The 22,873-nt window shown below is 68.2% G+C and carries 12 protein-coding genes, 1 tRNA gene and 1 pseudogene; 11 read left to right on the top strand and 3 right to left on the bottom strand.

Annotated elements, in window-relative coordinates; translation table 11 throughout:
* Positions 1 to 36 precede the first annotated feature (36 nt).
* The 10 genes and pseudogenes from Uis4E_RS08070 to Uis4E_RS08025 all read left to right on the top strand — a co-directional run bounded on the left by Uis4E_RS08070 (position 37) and on the right by Uis4E_RS08025 (position 18,891).
* Positions 37 to 1,086 carry a serine hydrolase gene (locus Uis4E_RS08070; protein WP_243394456.1) on the top strand — a complete coding sequence of 350 codons (1,050 nt, stop codon included), beginning with the start codon at positions 37 to 39 and terminating at the stop codon, positions 1,084 to 1,086.
* Between the two features lie 165 nt (positions 1,087 to 1,251).
* A complete protein-coding gene (locus tag Uis4E_RS08065) occupies positions 1,252 to 5,481 on the top strand; it encodes a PD-(D/E)XK nuclease family protein (protein WP_101622676.1) in 4,230 nt (1,409 codons plus the stop codon).
* Positions 5,478 to 9,581, top strand: a complete 4,104-nt coding sequence (locus Uis4E_RS08060) for an ATP-dependent DNA helicase (RefSeq protein ID WP_101622675.1) — start codon at positions 5,478 to 5,480, stop codon at positions 9,579 to 9,581. Before Uis4E_RS08065 ends, Uis4E_RS08060 begins: the two co-directional genes overlap by 4 nt.
* Positions 9,582 to 9,785: 204 nt before the next feature.
* Positions 9,786 to 10,511, top strand: coding sequence for a GNAT family N-acetyltransferase (locus Uis4E_RS08055; protein ID WP_101622674.1), 726 nt, complete (start codon positions 9,786 to 9,788; stop codon positions 10,509 to 10,511).
* Entirely contained in the window at positions 10,508 to 11,845 is a 1,338-nt protein-coding gene (locus Uis4E_RS08050; protein ID WP_101622673.1) for an MFS transporter, read from the top strand. The genes Uis4E_RS08055 and Uis4E_RS08050 overlap by 4 nt, the downstream gene beginning before the upstream one ends.
* A gap of 70 nt (positions 11,846 to 11,915) precedes the next feature.
* A complete protein-coding gene (locus Uis4E_RS08045) occupies positions 11,916 to 13,145 on the top strand; it encodes an aminotransferase class I/II-fold pyridoxal phosphate-dependent enzyme (protein ID WP_101622672.1) in 1,230 nt (409 codons plus the stop codon).
* Positions 13,146 to 13,218: 73 nt separating this feature from the next.
* Positions 13,219 to 14,187 (top strand): annotated as a pseudogene (locus Uis4E_RS08040) (Ppx/GppA phosphatase family protein).
* Positions 14,188 to 14,665: 478 nt separating this feature from the next.
* Positions 14,666 to 16,429, top strand: a complete 1,764-nt coding sequence (locus Uis4E_RS08035) for a sodium:solute symporter family protein (RefSeq protein WP_101622671.1) — start codon at positions 14,666 to 14,668, stop codon at positions 16,427 to 16,429.
* 44 nt (positions 16,430 to 16,473) lie between these two features.
* The gene (locus Uis4E_RS08030) at positions 16,474 to 16,848 is read left to right on the top strand and encodes a hypothetical protein (protein WP_101622670.1); all 375 of its coding nucleotides are present in this window, start codon (positions 16,474 to 16,476) and stop codon (positions 16,846 to 16,848) included.
* 306 nt (positions 16,849 to 17,154) lie between these two features.
* Entirely contained in the window at positions 17,155 to 18,891 is a 1,737-nt protein-coding gene (locus tag Uis4E_RS08025; protein WP_101622669.1) for an ATP-binding protein, read from the top strand.
* 51 nt (positions 18,892 to 18,942) lie between these two features.
* Here the strand turns inward: Uis4E_RS08025 and Uis4E_RS08020 are convergent, their stop codons facing one another.
* Positions 18,943 to 19,767, bottom strand: a complete 825-nt coding sequence (locus tag Uis4E_RS08020; protein WP_101622668.1) for a DUF4391 domain-containing protein — start codon at positions 19,765 to 19,767, stop codon at positions 18,943 to 18,945.
* A 209-nt stretch (positions 19,768 to 19,976) separates the two neighbouring features.
* Between Uis4E_RS08020 and Uis4E_RS08015 the strand changes: the two genes are divergently transcribed.
* Positions 19,977 to 21,470 carry a flotillin family protein gene (locus Uis4E_RS08015; RefSeq protein WP_101622667.1) on the top strand — a complete coding sequence of 498 codons (1,494 nt, stop codon included), beginning with the start codon at positions 19,977 to 19,979 and terminating at the stop codon, positions 21,468 to 21,470.
* 895 nt (positions 21,471 to 22,365) lie between these two features.
* Here Uis4E_RS08015 and Uis4E_RS08010 read toward each other — a convergent pair.
* Together Uis4E_RS08010 and Uis4E_RS11940 are read right to left on the bottom strand one after the other, a co-directional pair.
* Positions 22,366 to 22,438: transfer RNA gene (locus Uis4E_RS08010), tRNA-Arg, on the bottom strand.
* The coding region (locus Uis4E_RS11940) for a hypothetical protein (protein WP_101622666.1) at positions 22,429 to 22,873 on the bottom strand (445 nt) is incomplete at its 5' end. The genes Uis4E_RS11940 and Uis4E_RS08010, both read right to left, overlap by 10 nt.

Raw genomic sequence — 22,873 nt, 5'->3', positions numbered from 1 at the left:
ACGTACGTCGTTCCGGGGCGGCGGCATACTGGAGGCATGACAGGGAAACGGTATGGGCGTCACGGCAACCGCGCGGCGGCGCATCGCGGACGGTCCGCCGCGGCGCGCGTCGTGGCGGTCGTCGCGGCGACGGCTCTGATCGTGGCGGGAGCCGGCGTCGCGGTGTCGGCGCGGATGGGATGGCTGCCGTGGGGCGCGTCTGCGGCGGGCGGCGTCCCGCACGCCGCCGTGTCGACGGACGTCGCCCCGACGGACGGGGCCGCGGCGGGCGCGTCGCACGGCGCGTTGTCGCGTGCGTCCGCGCCGTCGCCGAGCGCGCGCATCGCCAGGCAACGCGACATGGACGCGCTGGGCGAGTCGATCCGCGGCAGGATCGCCGGATACCAGGGCACGTGGCAGGTGTATGTGGAGGATCTGGCGAGCGGCGCGACGACGTCGATCGACACGCACGCCGGCTACGCGGCGTCGGTCATCAAACTGTACGTGATGCTCGCCGTGTTCCAGCGCATCGCCGACGGCGCGCTCGCCGAGGACTCCTCGATCGACCAGCTGCTCACGCAGATGATCACCGTGAGCTCCAACGAGGCGACGAACTCGCTGATCTCCACGCTCGGCGGCGGCGACATGGACGCGGGGTTCGCGCAGGTCAACGAGATCGCCGCGCGCTACGGGTTCAAGGATTCGCACATCGACCAGGCGTTGGGCGTGATCGACGGCGATCCGAATCGCAAGACCACCACGGCCGACGACGCGGGCAGGTTCATGGCCGCCGTCTACCGGGGCGGACTGGTGAGCAAGGACGCCAGCCGCCGCATGCTCGACCTGTTGCTCGGGCAGACGCGGCGGACCAAGATACCGGGCGGCGTGCCGTCCGGCGTGACCGTCGCCAACAAGACCGGCGAGATCGACGGGGTGGAGAACGACGCCGCCATCGTGTTCGCCGGCTCCGACACCTCCGCAGGCATGGACGGCACGGCCACGCAGGGCGACTACGTGCTCGTCGTGATGACCTCGGACGTCTCCTCGGCGGCCGCGCAGGCGTCGATCCGGGACCTGTCCGCCTTGGTGTGGCAGACGCTGCAATAGCTGCAACAGCGGGGACGGCTTTGCGGATGGGTTTGGCGGATGGTCGTACCGGGGGAGTTGCACCGATGCGGCGAAAACCGTTGGAACACGCGAGATGAGCGCAATTTCCGGTATATATCTACCGGTTTTTCCGGCACGGTTTAGGCTGGAGCCATGACTGGATACATGGATGCCCACGAGGCGTTGGACAAGCTGATTCGCGGCGGCGAGGGCGGCGGGCGCGCGCTGCTGGTCGCCGGCGCGCCGCAGAGCGGCAAGACCGGGTTCGCCCATGACGCGCTCCTGCGCGGCCTCGACGCGTTCGGCGACGCCCGGGCGGTGATGGCCGTGGCGAACCGCGTCGTCGCCGACAAGCTCGGCGACGAGGTCATCCGCCGCATCGGCGCGTCCGCGCAGGTGCGTCCGGTCACCACGCTCGCCGCGCTGGCGTTCCGCGTCATCGCCGACGACCGATTCGCCTCGGGGAGCCCCGCCCCGAGGCTGCTCAACGGCGCCGAGCAGGACGCGCTGCTGCGGGGGGTGCTCGCCGGCCATGTCGCGCATGCCGAGTCCGGCGACGTGTGCGGGACGTGCATGCTGCTGCGTGACTATTTCGCGACCGAGGACTGGGCGTCGTCCATGGGGGCGTTCCCCTCGGATGAGGAGGATGCGTCGCGGTCCGGCGGCGTCCCCACCGCGGCGTTGCTCGAACGGGGCGTGTCGGCGGAGTTCGTCGGCCAGCTGCGCGACATGCTCGCGCGCATGGACGAGGTGGGTGCTTCGGCCGACCGGGAGGAGGAGCTGCTCCTCGCCCTGGAGGCATCGGCGGGCGAGGGCCGGGACACGCGCGTCGAGCGGCTGCGCGTGCAATGGCGTCTGGCGTTCGCGTTGCGCCGCGAATACGTCGCCGCCGTCGCGGCCGCATATCCCGGCGAATACCGTCTCGACTCCTCCCGCCTGCTGGTGGAGGCCGCGGACGTGCTGCATCGCGGCGGCGGGCAGGTCCCCGAGCTGCTGGTCGTCGACGACTTCCAGGACGTCACCCTCGCCGCCATGCGGTTCCTGGAGGCGGCCGCGGGGCGGGGCGCGCGTCTCGTGCTCGTCGGCGACCCCGACGAGGCGGTGCAGACCTTCCGTGGCTCCTACCCGGAGTATCTGTTCGCCCGTGCCGTGGACGGCCCCATCGCCGCGGGGACGGCCGTCCTGAACATGGGATCGGCGGTCCGTGCGGGGGCCGGCGCGGCGACGCCCTCGTACCGTGACGTCGTCGCGGCGAGGGTGTCCCTGTCGATCCCCTCGCCGTTGGAGGATCCCGTCCCGCTGCCCGAACGCCCATGGAAACTGCCCCGGCACGAGGGGGCGTGGCCGATCCGCCGGCTCGACGGCGCGTCGCCGCTGCCGGCGGACGGGTCGCTGCGCTGCGCGCTGTACCGCAGCCCCAGGGAGGAGCTCGACGACGTGGTGTGGCGCATCAAGCACGAGCATCTCGACGGGCTGGTCTCATGGAACGACATGGCCGTCATCGCGCACGACAACGGCACCGTGCGCCTGTTCGGCGAACGACTGCGCAGGGACGGCGTGCCCGTGCGCTACTCGTCCGTCACCCGTCCCCTCAACGAGGAGCCGTTCGTGCGGGGTCTGTTCGCCCTGATCGAACTGGCTCGTCTGCGCGGCCGAGGGCTTGCGGGGGCGGGGATGGACCCGCGTTCGCTCGCCGCCTATGCGCGCGCCCGCGTCGTCGCGCTGATGACGAGCCCGCTGATCACCATCGGCTCCACGCCCGGTGAAGGCGTGCCGGGGCGCATGGAACCGATCGAGGCGGCGATGCGCTCGCTGGAATCCCTCGCCCGGATCGTCACGGACACGGACCATACGGACCATGACGACGACGCCGAAGGCGCGTTAAGCGGACTGGTGGCGTCATGGCGCGCGCTCGTCGCCGCGTGGCCGGGAAACGACGACGTCCGGGTCGACGACTCCCTGCTCGGGAACCCGGAGCCCACAGCCGCGGCGCCGGCCGCGGACGGCTCCGACGCCAGCGGTGACGCGCCGGCGTTCGGCCTGGGACCGCAATACGCGATGCTCGCCGTGGACGATCCACGCGCCCCCGCGATGCGGGTGCTCGCCGTGATCAACCAGGTGCTGGGCGCCGACCCACAGGCACGGGCGTTCATCCGCCTGTGGACGCTCGTGGGCAAGGTCGCCGCCGCCTTGGATCGGCTGGAATCCGATGAACCGCAGTTCGCGCTCGCCGCCGCATGGGACGCCGTCGGCGTGGCGAGGGCGTGGCAGCGGCGCGCGCTCGACAACACGCCCGAAGGGCGTGCGGCCAACGACCGTCTGGACGTCGCCATGAGACTGTTCCAATACGCGGAGGGCGGCACCGCCGGGCATGACATCGCCGCGTTCATCGCGCAGATGCGGTCCATGCAGATCGAAGCGGACTCGCTCGCCCGCGTGAAGCCGGTGGAGCAGGCCGTCACCCTCACCACGCCGGCCGGCGCGGCCGGACGCCACTGGCGGCACGTGTGGATGCCGGCCGTGCAGCAGGACGTGTGGCCCAACCTCGCCGAACGCAACACCATGTTCGGCGGCGAGGACCTTGCGGACATCATCCTGCGCGGGCCCGACGCCCACGCGGCATGGGCCGCCGCCCCCGCGCAGGGCACCCGATTGGGCGAAGTGCTCGCCGGGGAGAAGAAGAGCTTCCTGTACGCGCTCACGCGTGCCGCGGGCCCGACGCCGAAGGACTGCACGGTGACGGTCAGCGCCGTCAGCAGCGACGACCTGACCCCCTCCGACTTCCTCTACGGGTATCTGCCCGAATGCTTCGGCCGTACCGACAAGCCGTCGTTCTCCGAAGTGGGGAGGGGCGGCATGGAGGCTCCGACGGGGGAGGACTCCACGACGGATATGGAATCGGACACGCTCGCCGGACTGGACTGCGATCCGCGCGGGCTCGTGGCCGCCGCGCGCATCATCCTCGCGCGTCATCCGGCCGACGCCCCGCAGGCGCGGGACGCGGCGGCCGCGCTCGCCCTGCTCGCCGGACACGGCGTCACCGCCGCCGACCCGGACGAGTGGGCGTACCTGCACACGGCCGAACGGAGCGGGAACGAGGTTCCGGACATGACGGCCACGCCGGACGCGGCGGCCGAAACGGATACGCCCGATGCGCCGGACGCGGCGGCCGACGCACCAGTCGTGTCGCTGTCCCCGTCGGCGGTGGACCGGCTCTGGGAGTGCCCGGTGTGCTGGCTGCTGGAGAACCGGTTCGCCGGCCCACGCCCCGGCAGCGCGGCGACGGGATTCGGCACGCTCATCCACGCGGTCGCCCAACAGGGGAGCGAGGAGGGTCTGGATCTTCCCGGATTCATGGCCGACGCCACGCGGGAGGAGCGTCTGGAGGCCGTGACCGGACGGCTCGTCGCGATCTACGACGGACTGAAACCCGACCCGGCCGACATCGACGATCCGGCGGCCCGATACGCGGCGATCCGTAAGGACGAGCAGGCGCAGGCCACGCTCGCCAACCTCGCCGCATACTTCGTGCGGTCGGGCATGCCGGGCTATCTGGGAGCGAACGACGGCAAGTTCGACGTGGGCTCCCTCGATCGGGTCTCCTGCGAGGAGGAGTTCGCCGCGCGGTTCGGACTCGACGACATCCTCGCCGCCTACCATGCGGTACCCGGCGTCGAGCCGGTGACCCGCCACGACCTCATGGCGATGATGGGCGTGCTCGTCGGCGGCTGGCCCGAAGGCATGCGCGAGGACCTGACCATCAGGCTCACCGGACGCATCGACCGCAAGGAGACGCGCGTCATGGCCGACGGGAGCCGCGCCGTGCGGCTCATCGACTACAAGACCGGCCAGGTGCCGTCCACCAGGCAACGGTTCAACGATCTGCAGCTCGTGTGCTACCAGCTGGGACTCGCCTTCCCGGAAACGGACGACCGCCGCGGGCGGCATGCCGTCTGCAGGCCCCTCGACGCGCCGGCCGTCGCGCAGAGCGCGCTGTTCCACGTCGAAGCCCATGAGACGCCGGCGCAGAGCTTCGCCCCCGAGGGACTGTTCCAGCCGCCCCTGTTCACCGGCGGCTCGCTGAACGTCGAGCCGTTCACGCAACGGTTCCACTACCGCGACCCGGCGAAGCTCATGGACGTCCCCGCCATCCCCGCCGAAGCGCCACAGGGCGTCGACCCGCGCGCATGGGAGCGGTTCGCCGCCCTGCAGGGCACGCAGACGATGTGGGCGCTCGCCATGATCGCCCGCGTGTTCTACGCGGCGTCCGCGAGCATATCCGCGCACCTGACCGCCCGACCCACCGCACAGCATCTGGCATACTGCCGCATGCGCACCGTATGCCCGGCCTGCGCCGGTCAGGTCGACACCGTATACGAAACGAGGCAGGCATGAGCAGCACACCGAAATTCACCGACAGCCCGGAGCAGGCCGCCGTCATCAACGCGCCCGCGACGGACGACGTGCTCGTCGTCGCCGGCGCCGGATCGGGCAAGACCTATACGATGACGCGCCGCATCATCGAACTCATCCGCCGCGGCGTCGCCCCCGAACGGATCCTCGGCCTCACGTTCACGCGCAAGGCCGCCGGCGAACTGCTGTCGCGCGTGTCCGCGGCCGTATCGGCGGACGATGCGGACGGGAACGCCCCCAGCGGCTCCGGCATCGAGGGAGCCGCCGAACAGGCGGAGGCGATCCGCGCCGCCGGCGACCGCATGTTCCTCAAGCCCGTCGTCTACACGTACGACGCGTTCTTCCAATCCATCGTGCGCCAGTACGGTCTGCTCGTCGGCTTCGACCAGAACACGCAGCCGCTGAGCGAGGCGGGCGCGCTCCAGCTCGCCGCGAACGTCATCGACCGGAACATGGACCGCCTCAGAGGGCACGACCTCGGCGCGTTCAACACGCTCGCCGGCAAGGTGCTCACGCTCTCCGGAGCGATCGGCAGCGCGATGATCGGCCACGGCGTGACCGACATGGACGCCGCCATCGAACGCGTACGCGCATGGGACGGCGCGTTCGCCGCACAGGCGCGCGACGCCATCGGCTCCGAGCCGATCCCCGAGGACCCCCCGAAACTCACCAAGCCGCGCCGGCTCAAGAAAGACAGCGACGCCGCATGGACGGCGAAACTCGACGAATACCACGAGCGGCTGCACGCCGCCTGCGTGCTCCACTGCGCCGAACTCGCCGACACCGCCGAACAACGCGACACGCTCCTCGACCTCGTCGAGGCGTACACGCGGGAGAAACGACGGCTCAACCTGGCCGAGTTCAGCGACTTCACCATCGCCGCCTACCAGCTGGTCACCCGGTTCCCCTCCATCGGCGAACGCTACCGGCAACGGTTCAGCCACGTGCTGCTCGACGAGTACCAGGACACGTCCACCACGCAGGCCGCCCTGCTCGCCACCCTGTTCCACGACGACGGCACGGCCGTCAACGCCGTCGGCGACCCGTTCCAGTCGATCTACGCGTGGCGAGGCGCCAGCCCGGGCGCGTTCCGCCTGTTCCAACAGGACTTCGGCATGCGGGAGAACAGCCGCCCCTACGAGCTGAGCGTCACCCGCCGCAACTCGCGCCTCGTGTTGGAGGCCGCCAACGACCTGACCCTGCCGTTGCGCGAGACGCCCCGACGCGCCGGCAGCTCGACGATGCGCGAAGTCGACGTCGCGCCCCTCGACACCCTGCCCGACGCAGCCCAGGGCACGATCGGCGTGCTCGGCTACGACACGCTCGGCCAGGAGATCGACGGCGTCGTACGGTTCTGCCGGCACGCCCTCGCCGTCAACGACCATGGCGAGCCGGACAAGCCCCCCACCACCGCGGTGCTGTTCCGGTCGAAGAAACACATGGCCGCCTACCAGCAGGCATTGGAACAGGCCGGATTGAGCACGCTCGTCGTCGGCTATTCCGCGCTGCTCGACCGGCCCGAGATCCGCGACGTGCTCGCCCTGCTGCACGTCGCCTCCGACCACACCGACTCCGGTTCGCTCATGCGCCTGCTCGCCACGCCGCGCTTCGGGCTCGACGCGGCGACGCTCGCCGAGCTCGCCGCGCTCGCCGACGCCGCCAACACGGAGGTGCGCTATCAGGCGCTCGTCGCCGCCGGCCTCGCGCCTGCCGACGCGCCGCGCCGCGACCGCGCCGGCATCGTCCGGGAGCATCGTGACGGCGTCGCCAACGCCGTGTTCCTGCCCGACCTGCTGCTGGATCCCGATCTGCCCGGCATGCTCGAACGCGGCGGACGCTTCGACGCCGCCTCCGTGCGCGAGATCATGCACGCCTCGCGCATGCTGCACATGGTGCGCGGCATGGTCGGACGCCCCCTGCCCGACGTGGTGCGCGCGGCCGTGCAGGCGCTCGACCTCGACATCGACACCGTCGTGGCGCAAGCCATGCGCAACCGTGCGGCGGTTCCCGATCCGACGGTCGCCCGCATCCCCATGGAGACGGTCATCGACCTGGTCGACACGTACACCAGCGAGATCGCGGCCGAATCCACACCCACGCTGCGCGGGTTCATGGCATGGGTGGACGCGCTGCGCAGCGTCGAGGACGAGACCGCCGCATTGGACTCCGACCGGCACGCCGACGTGGAGCTGATGACCGTCCACCAGTCCAAGGGCCTCGAATGGGATGCGGTCGCCGTGGTGGGGCTCGCCGAAGGCGCGTTCCCCAGCAGCCAAGGCGACCATCTCGCCATCACGCTCGACGACGCGCACCCGGGCGGCGTCGAGAACGGCGTCTGGACCGCCCCCGAATACCATGAACGCGCCTCCACATGGCTGGACGACCTGACCGCGGTGCCCGTGCCGGTGCGCGCCGACGCGGGCATCCTGCCGCGGTTCCCGCATGACGCGCCCGCCGACGCGGACCCGCTGGACGCGTTGCGGGCGTTGGACGACGTGGAACTCATCGACGACGAGGTCTACGGGTCGCTGCGCGCCGTCGGCGACGGCGTGAACGACGTCGATCCGGACGGCTGGTACCTCACCCAGGAGGAGGAATACGGCCGCCGGCTGCACGCCGACGAACGACGGCTCATGTACGTGGCCCTGACCCGCGCACGGCGCGACGCGCTGCTCACCTACAGCCGCAACGGGGAACCCGGGCGTGACCCCTCCGTGCTGGGGGAGAAGCCCCGCATGGCGAAACCCTCCAACTTCTGGCTGGAGGTCCATGACGCCCTGCACGCGCACGACGGCACGGTCTTCGCGGCGACCCCCGCCGATGCCGATGCCCCGGACGGCGCCGGTGAACCGCCACGCACGCCGGCGACCACCGGCGCCCCCCGACCCGACGGGTTCTTCACCGGCGAGCATGCCGACGGATACGCGCACGCCGTCATCGACGAGGCATGGGACGCGCCGCTCGAAGAGACGACGGACGACACCCTGCCATGGCCGTCCACGCTGGGCGGTGTGACCGCCTCCTCGCTGCTCGCGGCGGCGAGGGCCGTCCGCGCCGCGATGCGCGCGCGGACCATGTCGGACGATACGGATGCCGGCGCGGAGACCTCCGAAGCGCCGGGCGGGCCTTCGCCGGACGACCCGGCGCGCGGCATGCTGCTCGACAAGGCGCGCCTGCTCGTCGCCGACGGCGACCTCATGTCGGGCGTGCTCGACGACTCGTCCCTCGACGAGCGGGTCAAATCGCAGGCGCAGCGCATCCTCGCCGGGTCGCGGCAGAGCGTCACCCGGTTGCAGGCCCGTGCGGCGGACATGGGGGAGCGGGAGGAACGACGCTACTGGCGCGGCATCGTGCGCCCCATCCCGTCCATCGCCTCGCCCGCAGCCTCCGCAGGCACACGGTTCCACGCGTGGGCGGAACGATTCATCGACGCGGCGATCGATGCCGGGGCCGATACGGGATCCGCCACGGGAAGCGGCATCGAGACCGACACCGGCGCGATCATGGACCGTCATGCGATGCTCGCCGATCTGGAACATCGGGAACGGACGCTGGCATCCGGCGCATCCGGCGCATCCGGCACGGACGGCGCGTCCGAAGCGGATGGGGGCGACCGTCACGCCACGCGCCGGATCACCCGCGTCGAACAGGAACTCGTCGCCTGGCAGCGGCGGCTCGCCGAATCGCCGTGGGCGCGACGCACGCCGGTGTGGGCGGAACGACAGCTCGTCGTCGCCCTGCCCGAACTCGACGGCATCATCGCCAACGGCAAACTCGACGCCGTGTTCCTCGGCGGCCTCGACCCGGACGACGCGACGAAACGGTACACCGTCATCGACTGGAAGACCGGACGCCGTCCGCGCAAACCCAAGGATGTGGCCGACAAGCTCGTGCAGCTCGACCTGTACCGCCTTCTGCTGTCGGCGATGGAGCACGTGCCGTTGGACAGCATCGACGCCGCTCTCTACTATGTGAGTGAACCCGACGCGAAGCTCCGCGAGCTGCGCGCCGAAGAGAAAACCGAACAGGAGATCATTGCCGAGTTGAGCTCCGGAATCCCCGAGCACACCGACGACGATTAGACCCATCGCCGACCCGCGGCACGACCGCGGGCAGGATGCCGCGCGACGCGCAGACGCCACGTGCGGCATCCGGCGACAGCGGGTCCCGCGGCTGGAACGCGCCGTGAATGTCTCGCCGGCGGGAGACCGCTACCCTCGTGCAGGCATGTGTGGGCGGGCGCACGTGCTCCACGACACCACCGATGCAAAAGGAGTGAAGCAACCATGGCTGCGACCAGCACCGCAACCACCAGCACCGCAACACACGGCACCACGGCCGTCGACACCGCGCGTCACGCCGCCGTCCCCGGCTCCGACGTCACCTACCGCGCCGTCACCTGGAACGACCTCGACGCCATCGTCGACGCGTTCTACGCCACATGGGGCGTGGACGAACCCGGCGACCCCCACATCGCCCGGCTCACCTCGCGCCACTTCGTCCTCCACTACCTCGAACCCGCCACGCGCGGCGAGATCGCCGAAAAGGCCGACGGCACGTTCCTCGGCGTCACCCTGTCACGCGTGGCCGGACTGCCCGTGCTCTTCCCCCAGGTGACCGGCGAACTCGCCCGCGTCAACGCGGCACTCGACGCCACGCCGGCCGGCGCGGACGCGCTCGCCCGCACCGAAGCCTGGCATGCGGTCGAGGAACGCATGGAAGCCGACATCGCCATCAACGACCGTACCCCCGCCGAACTCGAACTGTTCGTCGTCGCCCCCGCCGCACGCGGGCACGGCGTCGGTGGCACCCTCTGGCGCAACCTGCTCGCCTCGTTCGCCGAAGCCGGCGCGTCCCGCTACTACCTGCACACCGACTCCAGCTGCGACGTCGGCTTCTACGAGCACAAGGGCCTCGCCCGCGTCGCCGAACGCTACGCCAAGGACCACCCCGACGAACACGTGGGGGATGGAGAAGATATCTACATCTACGAAGGCGAGGTGACCGCGTGAGCGAGGCCGCGGCCGTGAAGCCGCGTTCGCCGTACGCACGCCTCTTCTCCATCCCCGGCACGAAGGCGTTCTGCGTCTCCGGCGCGGTGGCGCGACTGCCGATCTCCATGATGAGCCTCGGCATCGTGCTCGCCCTCAACCATCTGTACGACAATTGGACGGTAGCCGGCACGATGAGCGCCACCTACGTGTTCGCCCTCTCCTGCGTCACCCCGTTCTACGCGCGCCTGTTCGACCGGTTCGGGCAGCGCCGCGTCGGACGCCTCGCGCTCGCCGTGCAGGTCGCGGCGATGCTCGCGTTCGCGTTCGCCGCGCTGGTGCGCGTGCCGATCCCGCTGCTGTTCGCGCTCGCCGTCGTGATGGGCCTCACCCAATTCTCGTTCGGCGCGCTCGTGCGCACCCGTTGGGCGTACGCGCTGCGCGGCCGCGGCGACGGCGAGGCGCTGCTCAACACCGCGTACGCATTGGAGGCCGCCATCGACGAGGTCGTGTTCATCCTCGGGCCGATCCTCGCCGCATGGCTCGCCACCAGCGTGCACCCGGTCAGCCAGCTGTTCGTGCCCACCATCGCCTGCGGCGTGGGCGGCGCGGTCTTCTTCTCGCTGAAATCCACGCAGCCGCCCGCCATCGTCGAGACCATCGACGTCGCCGCGTCCACGGAGGCCCCGCACGTCACGGGCGGCGTCCCCGGCACCTCCGCCAACGCCCCCGCCGCGACCGCCGACGGCCTGTCCCTCGACCGGCTGCGACGCCAGGGCGCCAAGCCGAAGAGCGCGCTCCTCTACGGCGGCGTGCTGCCGCTGCTCGTCGTGTTCCTCGTGTTCAACATGAGCTTCACCTCGTTCGACGTGTCGGTCACCGCCACGATGAAGGGCATGGGACTCGAACGGTTCCTCGGCCTCCAGCTCGCCATGTTCGCCGTCGGCTCGTGCATCGGCGCGATCGTGTTCGGCTCGCGCACGTTCCGCGGCTCCCACTGGGCGCACATGGTGATGTTCCTGAGCCTGCTCGTCGTCGGCTACGTGGGATTCCGCCTCGCGATGGACGATCTCATCCTCCTCGGCGTCATCGAGATCGTGGCCGGACTCGTCGTCTCCCCGCTGTTCACCACCGGCAACCTCATCGTCAAGGACCTGGTACCCGCCGAAAGCCTCACCGAAGGGCTGAGCTGGGTGACGACCGCCGGCACCGTCGGTACGTCGTTCGGCTCGTCGGTCGCCGGCGTCGTGCTCGACGCGTCCGGCCCGCACGTCGGCATGCTTCTGCCGGCCCTGTTCACCGCATGCGCCGTGCCGCTCGCCCTGCTCGGCTGGACGCTGGCCCGCCGCCGCTGACCCGCGCCCCGCGTCCCACCACTCGGGACGCGGGGCGCGCGTGTCGCGTCTTGCCGATACAACGGGCGATATGACTGGAGAAGCAAAGCAGCCCGAACAGACGACCCCCGCATCCCCCGTGATGTCCCGCCGCGCCCGCGAGGCGCAGCCGTTCCGCGCCATGGTGTTCGGCGAAAAGGCCGACCGCATGATCGCCAACGGCGTGAGCGTGATCAAACTCTCCCTCGGCGAACCCGACTTCGGCGCGCCGCCCGCCGTGCGCGACGCGATGCGCGAACAGTACGACGGCCGCGCCCTGCCGTACACGGCCGCCATGGGCCTGCCCGAACTGCGCGAGGCCATCGCCCGCTTCTACCGCGAACGCCACGACCTCGACATCGACCCGAGGCGCATCATCATCACCTCCGGCGGATCGGCGGCGCTCCTGCTCGCCACCGCGCTCACCGTCGACCCGGGCGACGACGTGATCGTCGCCGACCCCTCCTACCCGTGCAACCGCGAACTCATCAACAGCTTCGAAGGCAACGTCATCGACGTACCCACCTCCGCGGCCACGCGCTTCCACCTCAACCGCGACCTCGTCGCCGCCCACTGGACCGACCGCACGAAGGCCGTGATGATCACCTCGCCGTCCAACCCGACCGGCACGACCATCGACTTCGACGTACTCAGGGGCGTGTGCGACTACGCGCGCGGGCACGGCGCGTGGCGCATCGTCGACGAGACGTACATCGACCTCGCCGACCGCGAACCCGACGGCACCGAGATCCGCTCCGTGCTCGCCTGCGACGACGACGCGATCGTATGCAACAGCTTCTCCAAGTTCTTCGGCATGACCGGCTGGCGCCTCGGCTGGGCCGTCATCCCCGACGACGACGCCGTCCTCAAGGCCGTCGACGACCTCGCCACCAACTACTACCTGTGCGCGCACACGCCCACCCAGCATGCGGCGCTCGCCTGCTTCACCGAAGACAGCCTCGCCGAATGCGAACGCCGCCGCCAGGAGCTGCTCGCACGCCGCCGCATCGTCATCGACGGGCTCAAGCGCATCGGCCTGCCCGTCGAAGTCGAACCGAACGGCGCGTTCTACGCGTACTTCGACATCACGTCCACCGGACTCGACGCGTGGACGTTCTGCGAACGCGCCCTCGACGAAGCGCACGTCGCGCTCACGCCGGGACGCGACTTCGGCGCCGCCACCGCCGACACGCACGTGCGCCTGAGCTACGCGGCGTCGCGCGAGGCGCTCGCCGAAGGCCTCGACCGGCTCGGCCGTTGGCTGCCCACGCTGCACGCGTGACGCCGCACGACGGAATACGGCACGAAACGACACACCGACACATCGACATACATCAAAAGGAACGGCACCGCACATGGTCAACCTGCGTTCGCACACCACCCGACTCGGCGTGCTCGACATCGGCTCGAACACGATCCACATGCTCATCGTCGACGCCGCGCCCGGCGCGCGCCCCGACCCGGAGGCCAGCACGAAGACCACCGTGCGCCTCATGCAGTACCTGAAGGACGACGGCTCGATCAAGAAGGCCGGCATCGAGGCGATCCTCGAAGCGGTCGACGAGGGCATGAAGCTCGCCGAGGAATACGAGATCACGCAGCTGCTCGCGATGGCCACCAGCGCCATCCGCGAGGCGCCGAACGGCAACAAGGTGCTGCGCAAGATTGAGGAGCGCATCGGCTAGGGCGTGACGGTCCTGTCCGGCACCGACGAGGCGAGGCTCACGTTCCTCGCCGCCCGCCGCTGGTACGGCTGGGACGCGGGCCGGCTGCTCATGCTCGACATCGGCGGCGGCTCGCTCGAGGTCGCGATGGGCTCCGACGAGGAGCCGACGGTCGCGCTGTCCGTGCCGGCGGGCGCGGGCCGCGTCACCAAGGAGTTCCTGCCTGAAGGCGTCGCCACGTCCGATGATCTGGACGAGGCGCGCAGGCAGGTGCGCCGGATCCTCGAGCCGATGGTCGAGGCGTTCCCCAAGTCGAAGCATCCGAACCATGCGGTCGGCACGTCGAAGACGTTCCGTTCGCTCGCCCGCCTCGCCGGCGCCGTGCTGCGCCAGCCGGGCCGCGAGGACACGATGATCATGACGCGCGAGCAGCTGGAGGATTGGATCCCGCGCCTCGCCGCCATCGAACCGGACCAGCGTGTCGCCCTGCCGGGCATCACGCCGGAGCGCACGCTGCAGATCGTCGGCGGCGGCATCGTGGCCGACGAGATCATGAAGGCGCTCGACATCGAGGAGATCGAGATCTGCCCGTGGGCGCTGCGCGAAGGCGCGATCCTGCGCTGGCTCGACCAGTTCGGCCGCACGCGCCTCGGCTTCTGACGATGCGGCGGCGGCGCGGCGATGACGTGGCCACGACGCGGCGGCAAGCCCGTTGTGCGCGCTCACACACGCGCCAAGATAACAGTTTGATTGCAATTCGGCCCCGGGGCGCCCAAGGACGCGTCTCGGGGCCGAATCGTCGATGGCGACGGAAAACCTTGGAAACATTGGGGAATCTCGGAATCGTCGGCATGTCGGCGCGGAACGGTGTTACCGAATGGTTATCAAAACCCCCTGGAACGCCCGGGAAAAGCGGTTGCGCGACATCGAAATCGTACTAGGTTAAAGCAACGTCGAAACAGTCCGGTGCAGCGTGAACCGGACGGATGGATGCGACCGTTTCCCGACGAGAACCATGGAGCAACGGCCGGCTGCAACGCCGGGCGTCTTCCCATGCGCGCCGTCGTGTAAGCGGTTACAAACACAATGGAGTCCGGATGCGGCAGACGCGCATCCGGTCCAAAGAGGGAGGAAACCAATGCCGACGACAGTGTTGGCGGCCGCGGACAGCGGCATCAAGCTGAATCTGCAGCCCATCGACTACGCGATTCTCGTCTTCTACTTCGTGGTGGTCATCGCCATCGGCTGGATCTCCGGCCGTCGCATGAAGTCCAGCACCGACTTCCTGCTCGCCGGACGCTCCATGCCGGCGTGGATCACCGGCATCGCCTTCATGGCCGCCAACCTCGGCGCCACCGAGATCTTCGGCATGGCCGCCAACGGCGCCCAGATCGGCATGTCGACCCTGCACTACTACATCATCGGCGCCATCCCGGCCATGGTGTTCCTCGGCATCTTCATGATGCCGTTCTACTACGGCTCCGGCGTGCGCTCCGTGCCCGAGTTCATGTACCGCCGCTTCGGCAAGAGCGCGCATCTGGTCTGCTCGCTGTGCTTCGCGACCTCCACGCTGCTGATCTCCGGCATCAACCTGTACGCCATGGCCATCATCATCGAGGCCATGCTCGGCTGGTCGCAGATCTCCGCCATCATCTTCTCCGGCGTCATCGTGCTCGTCTACACGTACCTCGGCGGCCTGAAGTCCGCCGTCTACAACGAGGTCATGCAGTTCTTCGTCATCCTCGCCGCGCTCATCCCGCTGACCGTCGTCGGCCTGCGCAACATCGGCGGCTGGGAGGGCCTCAAGACCTCGCTCGCCGCGACCCCGGGCATCGGCGACCTGCACCTGAGCGCCTGGCAGGGCACCGGCATCGGCAACGTCACCAACCCGATGGGCGCCGACTGGTTCACCATCGTCATGGGCCTCGGCTTCGTGATCTCCTTCGGCTACTGGACCACCAACTTCACCGAGGTCCAGCGCGCCTTCTCCGCCAAGGACATGACCGCCGCCCGCCGCACCCCGATCTACGCCTGCTTCCCGAAGCTGTTCGTCGGCTTCCTCGTGATCATCCCCGGCTGCATCGCGGCCGCCGTGCTCTCCAAGCAGTTCGCCTCCGGCGCGCTCACCTACAACGAGTCCATCCCGAAGCTCATCCAGATGTACCTGCCGTCCGGCGTGCTCGGCATCGCCGTCACCGGCCTCATGGCCTCGTTCATGGCCGGCATGGCCGCGAACGTCTCCTCGTTCAACACCGTGTTCACCTACGATCTGCTGCAGGACTACATCAAGCCCGGCAAGCCGGACAGCTACTACTTCAAGGCGGGCCGCATCATCACCATCGTCGGCGTGCTCATCTCCGTCGGCACCGCGTTCGTGGCGTCCCAGTTCGGCAACATCATGACCTACATGCAGGTGCTGTTCGGCTTCTTCAACTCGCCGCTGTTCGCCGTGTTCATCCTCGGCCTGTTCTTCAAGCGCATCACCCCGGCCGGCGCCACCGCCGGCTACGTGGTCGGCATCATCGCGCCGTTCTGCGTCTACCTGTGGTACCTCCAGTCCGTGGCCGCCGGCAACCCGATCTTCCCGACCGCCACCTCCGGCACCCTGTACCAGGCCGAGATCTCCCTGGCCTCCGCCATGGTCGTCGCCATCGTGGTCAGCCTGTTCACCAAGCCGAAGGCCGATTCCGAGATCGAGGGCCTGACCTTCGCCACCGGCGGCATGAAGTACTTCCGCTACGACATCATGGAGGACGCCGAGGCCCACGACAAGGGCCAGACCCTCGACAAGGCCGCCCGCACGGCCGCCGTCGAGAAGGAACGCAAGGACAACCACGTGACCATCTTCCTGGGCATCCTCGCCCTGGTCATCAGCGTCATCCAGTACGCGATCTTCTTCTGATCCGCACCGCAGAAACAGTCAACAAGCATTTGTGAGGAGTGATTATGACTCAGGAAACCTCGCAGCAGCAGGCTGCGTCCGCGGAACCGGCTTCCGCGAAGAAGGAGTACTTCACCGAGGCTGAGAAGGAGGAGATGGTGCGTTCCACGCATCGCTCCGACCTGCGCCGCATCCTCGGCATGATCTTCGTCGTCTACGGCGTCGTCGTGTTCGCCGTCGGACTCATCGACCCGGCCGCCGACGTGGCCAAGACCACGGGACTGCCCATCAACCTGTGGACGGGCGCGCTGATGTTCCTCGCCGGCATCGTGTTCTTCGTCTGGGACCACTTCAACCCGGTCCCCGCCGAGGACATCATCGCCTCCGCCGAGGCGTCCGCCGCGCAGGCCGCCGAACAGGGCGAATCCAAGTCCGAGTGACGTCCTGACCTTTCCTTCCAACCAAGGTGTCCCATCCGATCCGCGTCGGGTGGGACACCTTTATATATAGGTAAGAGGCATCTCATATGTATTGGCTTATATATCGCCTATGCATACGGCAACGGTATCTGCCGGTGGGCCGACTGTTGCCCGGTCTCGCTTGGCTGTGATCGCATGCTCGCTGACTGTCAGTGGCATCGTCACTTACCTAAAACGGTGAGTGAGCGGGTAAGTGATGGTAACTGAGGGTACACTGAGGGGTAAGTGACGATAGCCGGGCGACGATGATGAGGAATGGAGACACCGATGTGGACCGATGACGACATAGGACGGGTGCTGGAGCGTCTGCGGCGTCAAGGCAATGACGATGGGCGCTTCGAGGCGAAGTCCTGCACGACGGATATCGGCAACAGCGTATGGGAGAGCGTAAGCGCGTTCGCGAACACGTCCGGCGGCACCCTGTTGCTGGGCATCAGCGAGAAGGACGGGTTCCGCCCCGTCGACGGGTTCGATCAGAACCGCATCGTCTCGAAGCTCATGGAAGGCATGGGGGACGGGAACCCGCAGGGTGCCCGGCTGACGAATCCTCCCGAATACGAGATTGCACGTTGTGAGTATGATGGGCGGCCGTTCCTGGTGGTCGACATCCATGAGAATCCGGTTGAGGACAAGCCCTGCTATGTGACGGCGAAGGGGCCGAAATCGGGCGGGTATCGGCGTATGGACGACAAGGATATCCGTTTGACCGCTACCGAGGTGTTCGAGTTCGAGAACGCCACTCTTCCGAGTCCGGCTGATCGCGGCATCGTGCCCGAGGCCACGACGGCCGATCTGAATGACGAGGCGGTGGAACGCATCATCACGGTCCACGAGGGCTCGAAGGCGTTGCGCGGGACGACCAGCCGCGCCGAACGTATGGCTCGGCTGAACATGACCGACAACAGTGGACGTATTCGTCTTGCAGGTCTGCTGGCCGCAGGCCAGTATCCGCAGCAGTACTATCCCAAACTGCTCATCGACGTGTCCGTGCATCCCGACATCCGGAAGTCGGATCCCGACGGTCCTCGGTTCGTCGATCGCGTGCTGTGCGACGGCAACATGCCCGAAGCCATAGACCAGGCCGTCGAGACCGTGGCCAAGAACCTGCGCTCTCCCACATTCGTGGTTGGCGCAGGCGCCAGAACGGACACGGAGATTCCCAAAGAGGTGCTGCGCGAAGCCATCGCGAACGCGGTGATCCACCGCGAGTACGATTCCCGGTTCACGGGAGAGTCCGTCGCCGTCGACGTATATCCCGACCGTGTGGAGGTGTCCAATCCCGGAGGACTGTGGGGCGGCGTGACGTTGGAGACCATCGCGAACGGCATATCGCGGTGCCGCAACACCACGCTCGTACAGCTCATGCACAGGATCCCATACTCCCGAGAAGGTGCCGTGACCGTGGAAGGCGGAGGCACGGGGATCCCTCTGATCATCCGGGAGATGGCGTCGAGGGCGCTGGGTGCTCCGAAGTTCGAGGCCGGTCCCGATCGCTTCAAGGTGACCTTGGCCCGCTACGGGGTCGAATATCAGCGGAACCGTCAATGGTTGGAGAACCTGCAAGTCGGATTGGATCGGTACGAGCAAACCATCATCCTGCTGCTCCGACAACGGGGTGCGATGACCGTGGGACAGCTCCACGCGTCGCTACGCATCGATTCCGACGACATCCGCCGGATACTGACGGGTCTGGTCGACAAGGAGTTGGTGCAACTCGTCGGCGGCGCATACATGTTGATCGATGGGGGTGAACGTCCGATCGGATCCGAACCTTCCGCATGCGTTCAGGTCAATGGTCTGTCCATGGCGGAACGCGAACTGCTGGAGGCGTTATCCTCCTCGAAGACCTTGAGCGCTCGTGAGATCGTCGAGATGACCGGCAGGGGATTGCCGTCAGTGCGCAAACTCCTACGCGGTCTCATCGCCGCCGGTCTGGTGACCGCTACCGCGCCGCCATCCAGCAGGAATCGCAGATACAGGCTCGCATCATACGCGAGGAGATAGCGGGACGGGAGTCCGAACGGTTCCCGTCCCGCGTCGCCGCACGCCATGCTGTCACGCGCCGAGGCGCTTCAGCTCGGCGCGCACCTTGGCGAGTTTCGCGAACGCCTCGTTGCGCTGCGCGGGGTTCTTCGCGCGGCCGTGGTCGCGCACGAGCTTCGCCTCCTGCGCACGCAGCGCGACCACGCGGTCGCGGGCGACCAGCCGCGCGTCCAGGTCGGCGTGGTCGGCGGTGCCGAGGATCGCCTGCGAGCAGAGCGACTCCCACGCGTCATCCATCGTGTCGCCCGTGATCTCCAACAGCAGGTCGCGCGGATCCGCCCAATCCGAGACATGTACGGCGTACTGCGTCGTATGGCCGGGACGCCCCGGCACCTTGCGGCGTACGGCGAGCGCGCACTGCTCGACGGTCGCGTCCGCGCCGTCGGCGGCCGCGTTCGCCGCGTCGCCGCCGACAGCCGGCGCATGGCCGTCGCGCACGCAGACGAACAGCACGCCGCTGCCCGGCCGCTGCGCCGCGACATGCTCCACCACGTCCGTGGGAATCGCGGCGTCCACGCCGTTGAGCCGCAGTCCGAGCACGAGGATCTCCTTCACGCGCGAGCCCGCCGCGACGCCCGCGTTCGCGGGACGCAGCAGCGCGAGCATGTGGATCGACGCGACCGCGTGCACGAGATGCTGCTTCAGCGTGTTCGAGATCGGACCCTTCCCCGCGAACAGGGCCTTCGGCAGCGTGCCTTTAGCCGCCGGTATCGCCGACCGGTCCGGCAATCCCAGTTCCAGCGCGGTCACCGTGCCGCAGCTCGCCGCGCCGGTCGTTCCGGCTTTCGTCTTCGTTGCGGTCGCGTTCGTTCCTGCGTTCGTCGTTCCATCGGCCATCGTCGGCCTCCCTTCGTTCGCGCCGCCGCGACGTATTCGCCGTCGCGGCGGCTGCGGGTATTGCTACGACGATACACCGTGCGGCGGCGGCGCGGCGCGGCGGGTATCATCGTGAGTGAGACGCCCGCCGTCGCGCCACACGGGACGGCCATGGGCGAACGGATGTCGCGGCAGCGGTGCCGTGCGACGACAGGAAAGGGAATCCGCTCATGTTCGAGATGCTGCATTTCGGCCCGCTGTGGGTCATCGTCCCCGTGGTGATCGTCCTGATCGTACTGGCGTGCGCCTGCTACACGGTCGCGCCCACCGACCGCGTGCTCGTCATCACCGGCCCCGGCGGGCGTCGTTTCGTGACCGGCAAGGCGGCCATCATCATCCCGTTCCTCTACCGGCGCGACTGGCTGTCGCTCGGCGTCGTCCAGTCGGAACTGCATACGGACACGCCCATCCCCACGAAGGACGCGATCCTCATCGACGTGAGCGCCGTCGCGAACTTCCAGATCGGCGTCGACCGGTTCGTCGGACACGACGGCGTCGAACGCGACCCGCTGGAGATCGCCGCACGCAACTATCTGAACCAGGACAAGAAACGCATGATGGCCGACGTCACGCAGGTGCTGCTCGGCAAGATGCGCGAGGCGATCGGCAAGACCGAGCTGCGCACGCTCATGGAGAACCGCGACGAGTTCTCCGAGACCGTGGCGACCGCGGCCCGCGCCGACATGGAGGCGCTGGGCCTCGAACTCGTCACGTTCAACGTGCAGGACTTCGCCGACGGCCAGGGCGTGATCCGCGACATGGGCGCCGACATGGCCGCCCAGATCAGCCGCGACGCGCAGCTCGCGCGCATCGCCGCCGACCAGCAGGTCGCCGAACGTCAGAACCAGCTCGACCTGAAGCAGGCCGAGCTCAAGACCACCGCCGACAACGCGAAGGCCAAGGCCGACATGGTGTACGAGATCACCAAGGCGGAACGCACCAAGGAGCTCAACATCGCCCAGCAGGACGCCGAGATCGCCGCCGAGGAGCGTCGCATCGAACTCGCCGACCGTCAGGCCGCCGTCAAGGAGAAGGAGCTCAACGCGACCGTGCGCAAGCAGGCCGAAGCCGACCGCTACGCCGCCGAACAGCGCGCCGACGCCGAACTGTACACGACGCAGAAAACCGCCGAGGCCGACCTGTACCGGCAGCGTCAGGAGGCGGAGGCCGTCAAGGCGACCGCCGACGCGCAGGCGCAGGCCACGCGCGTCAAGGGCGAGGCCGAAGGCGCCGCGCTCAAGGCGAAGGGCGAAGGCGAGGCGGCCGGCATCGAGGCGCAGGGCCACGCGTACAACGCGATGAACAACCAGCTCATCATCGCCCAGCAGTACATCCAGATCATGCCGGAGATCGCGCGCGCCATCGCCGAACCTCTCGCCAAGGTCGACACGATCACCATGTACGGCGACGGCAACACCACGAAACTCGTCGGCGACACCACCAACGCGCTGAGCCAGATCAGCGAAGGCCTGTCCAACAGCGTCGGCCTCGACCTGAAGACGCTGCTGGGCGGCGCGCTCGGCGGCCACATGGCCGGCAAGGCGATGGCCGACGGACTGAAGGGGCCGGGGGACTCCGGCGAGCGTGGGGAGTCGGGGACTGCGGTTCCGCCGGCGGCCGCGTCGGCGGCTGCGGCGGCGGCTGCGGCGGATACGGCGAAGTGACGATTCCGCGCTGACCTTCGTGGGGGCCCGTTTCACGGTTGAGCGAGAGCCCTGAGAGGAGAATCAGGCTCCCTCAGGGCTCTCCCTCAACCTGTCGTTCTTGACAGGTCGTTCTTGACAGGTCGTTCTTGACAGGTCGTTCTTGACAGTTCGTTCTTGACAGGTCGTTCTTTCAGTTCGTTCTTTCAGTTCGTTCTTTCAGTTCGTTCTTTCGGCTCGTTCTTTCGGCTCGTTCTTTCAGTTCGTTCTTTCGAGGTTTCCTTTCAAGTCTTCCCTTCAACCTGTCTTCCACCTCAGGAATCTCCCTCAACCTCGTGGAGGCCTGTTTCCCGGTTGGGTGCGAGGATTGGGCTCTCCCTCAACCTTGTGGAGGCGGGTTTGCGGGTTGAGGGAGAGCTTGGTTCCGGGTCGGGGCATGGCCCGTGTGGGCCGCGTTCGCGCAAAACCGCTATTTTCCAAGGATTGTGGGTTTGTGAGGTTTCGCCACTCAACCGTGATTCTGCCGTTTGCGGAGTTGCGTGGCGAATCGTCCTCGCACTCAACCTGAAAAGCGGGCTGATACGGGTTGAGGGGAAGTCGATTTCTCGCACTCAACCCGGAAAGCGAGCTGATGCAGGTTGAGGGGAAGTCAACCATGCCCCGAGACATGCGTCAACTATCCGCTGAGACTAAACAGGTTGAGGGACAGCACGATTCTCGCACTCAACCCGGAAAACGGGGCGATGCGAGTTGAGGGGGAGGGCTGCTCCCCTCCTGCGTTTTCGCTCCGCTGATTGCATGAACGCGCATTGCATGAACGCGCAGTGCCACACCGCGGGTGCGCCCCAGTGCCTCCGGCAACGAAGGCAACAAAAGCGAAACCCCTTGGAATCCCAATGGTTCCAAGGGGTGTGAGTGCCCCAGATCGGATTCGAACCGACGACACCCGCTTTAGGAGAGCGGTGCTCTATCCACTGAGCTACCAGGGCAACGGCAATTCATTGTACACGGTTCCGTGCCGGTGATGCACATCACGTGTTGCGTTGCGGTCGGCATCGATTCGGGGCGGCGTCTCCCCGCGGTAAGGTGGTGGCAGTCGAAAGGGAGGCCGCGTGGCGAAACGAACCCGAGATGAATATCTCACGCCCGATGAGGCGAAGGCTGACGCCCGGCGCGAACTGCTCAGACGCGCGTCCGGGGCGCGGTCCGAGGTGCGGGACGGCGACGGGCGTGTGCGCTCGGGCGGCCGTTCGGGCAAGTCGTCGGCATCATCCTCGCGCTCATCGTCGAAATCGTCGAAGTCCTCGAAGTCCGCGAAATCGTCGAAGTCCGCGAAATCCTCCCGTTCCCCGCAATCGTCCAAATCCCCGTCGAAGGCGAAGTCCGCGAGATCCTCCGAATCGGCGTCGCGCGGCGGAACCCGT

This window comes from Bifidobacterium parmae, assembly GCF_002860365.1.
Classification (GTDB): domain Bacteria; phylum Actinomycetota; class Actinomycetes; order Actinomycetales; family Bifidobacteriaceae; genus Bifidobacterium; species Bifidobacterium parmae.
Note: the sequence above shows the minus strand (reverse complement) of the source record. Positions and strands in the feature narration are given on the sequence as shown.